General features: G+C 62.3%; 5 protein-coding genes. 3 read left to right on the forward strand and 2 right to left on the reverse strand.

What is annotated here, in order from left to right; translation table 11 throughout:
• From ACLP9N_RS33410 to ACLP9N_RS33420, 3 genes are all read left to right on the forward strand, one after another.
• Positions 1-1,453 (forward strand): helicase associated domain-containing protein (locus ACLP9N_RS33410; protein ID WP_442411410.1); only part of this gene is annotated, 1,453 nt, incomplete at its 5' end.
• A gap of 167 nt (positions 1,454-1,620) precedes the next feature.
• Positions 1,621-2,316: a hypothetical protein gene (locus ACLP9N_RS33415; protein WP_442411411.1), complete on the forward strand. Its 696-nt coding sequence runs from the start codon at positions 1,621-1,623 to the stop codon at positions 2,314-2,316.
• Between the two features lie 104 nt (positions 2,317-2,420).
• A complete protein-coding gene (locus tag ACLP9N_RS33420; RefSeq protein WP_442411412.1) occupies positions 2,421-2,825 on the forward strand; it encodes a hypothetical protein in 405 nt (134 codons plus the stop codon).
• A 14-nt stretch (positions 2,826-2,839) separates the two neighbouring features.
• Here ACLP9N_RS33420 and ACLP9N_RS33425 read toward each other — a convergent pair whose 3' ends face one another.
• Both ACLP9N_RS33425 and ACLP9N_RS33430 read right to left on the reverse strand, forming a co-directional pair.
• Positions 2,840-3,415, reverse strand: coding sequence for a hypothetical protein (locus ACLP9N_RS33425; RefSeq protein ID WP_442411413.1), 576 nt, complete (start codon positions 3,413-3,415; stop codon positions 2,840-2,842).
• Complete coding sequence (locus ACLP9N_RS33430) at positions 3,412-4,140, reverse strand: hypothetical protein (RefSeq protein ID WP_442411414.1); 729 nt, start codon at positions 4,138-4,140, stop codon at positions 3,412-3,414. Before ACLP9N_RS33430 ends, ACLP9N_RS33425 begins: the two co-directional genes overlap by 4 nt.
• Positions 4,141-4,486: the final 346 nt, after the last annotated feature.

The raw sequence follows: 4,486 nt of genomic DNA on the forward strand, positions 1-4,486 counted from the left end.
GGTGTGGGACGTAATCAAGGCACTGCGATCACACGACGATCGGCTCGGCGAGCAACTTGACATACTGCGACAACAACTCGCGCAAGGCGGAAAGATACGCCGCCCCGGCCCGATTATCCTCGACCTACCTGTAACGGTCGGCAGCGATTTCGCCCGCGCATTCGATGTGCGCCTCGTCGAGCAGACCACCGCCTCCTGGGAGTTCTCGTTCGGGGTACTGGAACAATTTGTCGAACACAACGGTCACGCCTGCGTCCCGAAGTCCTACATGGTCGGCCGCTACCGGCTAGGTGGGTGGGTCCAGACACAGAGAGGCTTCCACGCCAGAGGCACCCTTGACGCAGACCACGAACGCCGCCTCCAAGACCTGCCCGGCTGGACATGGGACCCCTACGCCGACAGGTGGGAGGAGGGTTTCAGCCGCCTCCAGTACTACGTCGAGCACAACGGTGATGCCCGCGTCCCGAAGTCCTACACGGTCGGCGGCTACCTCCTCGGTGCGTGGGTCCATAAACAACGCGGCCTCCACGCCAAAGGCACCCTTGACGCCGACCGCGAACGCCGCCTCCAAGACCTGCCCGGCTGGACATGGGACACCCTCGACGACAGGTGGGAAGAGGGTTTCAGCCGCCTTCTGGACTACGTCGAGCACAACGGTGATGCCCACGTCCCGCAGTCCTACAGGGTCGATGGCTACTGGCTCGGTAACTGGGTCGCCATTCAACGCACCTTGCACGCCAAAGGCACCCTTCACGCCGACCGCGAGCACCGACTTGAGGACCTGCCCGGCTGGACATGGGACCCCTACGCCGACAGGTGGGAGGAGGGTTTCAGCCGCCTTCTGGACTACGTCGAGCACCACGGTGACGCCCGCGTACCCCGTGACTACATCACCGCCGATGACTACAAGCTAGGTGGGTGGGCTGCCGAACAACGCCGCTGCTACGCCGAAGGCACTCTTGAGGCCGATCGTGCAGACCGACTGCAGAAGCTGACCGGTTGGATATGGAACCTTCAGGCCGATAAATGGGAGGAAGGTTTCCGCCGAGTTCTGCACTACCTTGAACAAAACAATGGTGCCTACCCCCCGCAGTCTTATAAGGATGCGGATGGCTACCGGGTTGGTGCGTGGATCAATCTCCAACGCGACAACCACGCCAAAGGCATCCTTGACGCTGAGCGTGAACACCGACTCAAAGAAGACCTGCCCGGTTGGTCATGGGACCCCCACGCCGATCAGTGGGAGGGGGGCTTCCGCCGACTGCTGCACTACATCGAACAGAACGGGCACGCCCGCGTCCCGGCGGCCTACGTTGCCGATGATGGGTATCGGCTCGGCGCGTGGGTCGCTACGCAACGTCTCAAGCACACCAAAGGCACCCTTGACACGGACCGCAAACACCGACTCCAAGAACTGCCCGGCTGGAAATGGAAGGTTCGGTCATCGAGCTAGGCCCAGCCTGGCCCGGGTCGTTCGCAATATTGCGAGCGGTGCCGGGGCATCTTTCGGGGGCAACCGAATTAGTTCATAGACACGCTGCAGACGTTGGGGTACTTGACATCTCGATGCATTAAGGTGATCCGTAAGCCCCATAGCACCAACAGAACGAAAGGGCCATCGTGACAAGTCCCGATAATTTTCCCGGCGTGTACCGCGCACCGGTCCTGATGCCGCCCCCGCCACAAACTCCCGAGGTCCCGTTCACTGGCGGCACCCCGGTCCAGAACGCACAAGCGGCGGATGCGTACGCACGCAGGGAATTCGAACGCTACCGGCAGATCCTGCCCCCCGGGGGCGAACTGGTCACCGGCTCACGGCTGTTCGCCGCGACCCCGGCGGCGCAGGCTGCCGACCGGCTGGCCGACGCTGTGAGTAACCGTCTGGCTGCCGCCCAGGCCCGCCACGACGGCATCCTGGCCGGGCTGACCGTGCCCGCCGACGATGCAGCCGCGCAGATCAGCGCCCAAAGGTGGTGGTCCCGGCAGAAGCCCTTGCTGGACAAGGAAACCAGTTCCGGCCTGATGAACTCGGTGAGCAGACTGATCGACCAGGCAAGTGACAGTGGCGATCTCGCGGCGGCGGTCGAGGAGATCCCGCTTTACCTGCAGGCACGCGGACAGCCGTCGTCCTACTTCGATGACCTGCTGGCAACCAAGCTCCCGGAATTAGCTTCTGCCCGAGACGAAATCGCGAAGGCGACCAGGGCGCGTGATGTCGTCAACCACAACCGGGACACCCTGCACCGCAGCTACGAACGCGGAACAATCCCACCGCCGCCCGTCCGGGCAGACATCCACGATCCCGACGCAGCCTGAAAGACGGGCCGTGTCACCGAGCATCCGGGCCGACCTGTTGCCTGAGCGGCTGCGTGTCGAAGATGCGCGGCTGCCGCCGGGTTCCAAAACCGTAGGGAGGCAGCATGACTAACGACCGCGACATCCTCGCCGAAAGGGATCGTCGGATAGCGCAATTGGAAGCCGAAGTGGTGCGGTCACAGGTGTCACGCGAGACGGGCGTCCCAATCGGCCTGTTGGCCATCGGCCAGACCGCCGAGGAGATCGAGCGGATCGCAACCGACGCCCTCGGCTGGCGTGCCGCGTCGACGCCGTCCAGGCCCGCGACTGCCGCTGTCCCGGCATCGACGGTCACCAGCGCCGGGCGCATCGAAATGCCCCACCAGGTCACCACCCAGGATGAACTGCGGAGGCTCTCCCCGGCTGAAAGGATGCGCGCCTACCGCGAGGGACGGTTGATCCACCTTGGGGCGGGTCCACCGCAGCCGCGCCGGATCGGATTGAGCGGTGCCCCGACAACGCAGGCGTGATAAATGAGGAATCGTCAGCGCTCGTAACGCCAGCGACTCGTGACCTCAGAGCTTATCCCACGAACGTCGGCAAAGTTGTTGAGCTGCTCCAGCACAAGAAGGCCACGCTCGTCACCAAGTGACGTTAGTTCCCTCAGCGCAAACCACGAGGCTTCAGTCGCGCATTGCAGGGAGTCGCGCATCAGTTCGAGAGGATACTGTGTCGTCTGAGCCTCTGTGGTTAGCCAGGCCAGCCCGACGTCAGTGAGTTGGCTCGGGTAGTCACTGAGCTCAGACGCGAGTCGATTTGTGTTCGGATCGCGCAGCACAAGCGTGCGGACTTCGAATCGCGTGAATCGGTTTGTGGCGAATCCCGCGAGATGGAACAACACGACTTGGTCCAGTTTACCGCCGAGCGCTTGACGCCAGCGCGCGAACCATTGCCACTGGGTGGGTGTCAACCACGTAAGGTCTTCGGGACGGATGGCGGAATAGATGAGGCCCTCAAGTACACGTCCGTCAGCGGCGACGGCCTTGTGGAGATCCAGCGCGTAACCGTCGTCGTCCACCGCGCGCCGAATCAGGGGTGCTGCAATTGGAATCAGGCTCATGATGCCACCCTTATTATCTGATGGTTCAAATAAGCCTGCCGAGCGTCAGTCGCTGCAACAGGGCCTACCCCACTAAGGGCGAACTGCGGTGAGCGGATAAGCGCCGGTTCGTCGGGCTCGAACTCCTCCTCGGCAACAATCGTGAGCCGCACGTCCCTGAAACGCAACGAGAAGTCCTGCTCTGAGAGCTGCCCCGGAACCTGCCAGTCGCTAACCGCGAGCCACGTATGCGTCGGATTGGTGTACCACGCGTACAAGTCCCTCTCGTCGGGGTTAAAAAGAACCACGTCGATATCGAACTGCTCGCGGAAGGTATTTCGCAACTCATGCAGCCAGTGGTTCGAATGCACCGTCAGAACTGCATCCGGGTAATCTGGCTGAAAGTGCAACCACCGGAGATACAAGTTCACGTTCGCCTGATCGCGAGCATCGAACGCCCTCCAACCGACCGGGTCGAACGACGAAACAACTCCCGCGCGTCCGTAGATCGCCGTCGAGAGCCACTCCTCGACACCAGTGACGTAGATGCCCTGCCCCCAAGTGAAGTTGCTCCTCCCGATGAAAAGGCCGTCGTTCGGCAGAACGCGGAAGTTCTTCGCATACTTTGAGGGCACGTACTTCACGGCGAGCGGATATCCGCCGGGGGATGCGCGGTTTGCGTCGACGAACGTGTCCCAGGCGGAGGCTGAGCCGGTGATCGCTGCTTCGATGTCGGCGTCAACCATTGTGGGCAACAACTTCCGACCGGCGCTCACAGTACGCCACCGCGTGCGGCCATGTGCTGCTGCCATACTTGCCCGGGCATCGATCGCTGTGGTAGCGATCCTGTCGCGTCGATTAGTTCGGTGGCTACGCCTGTGAGGTCGTCAAGAGGGCGTGGCACCGCTACAACCAGAACCCCCACTCCGCTCAGCTCCCGTCTCGGTTCAACATGCCGTGTGGTCCCCAACGATACTAGTGAGCATTAACCGATGTTGAGGGCGTGCACCGAAAATTCCCGAGGCTGAACTGCGGGTTTTCGCGCATTGAGTAGAACCCCCTGGCAGTTCACCTTCTCAATTGCGTTGGGTC

The organism is Mycobacterium sp. (assembly GCF_052144515.1).
In the GTDB taxonomy this organism is placed as follows: domain Bacteria; phylum Actinomycetota; class Actinomycetes; order Mycobacteriales; family Mycobacteriaceae; genus Mycobacterium.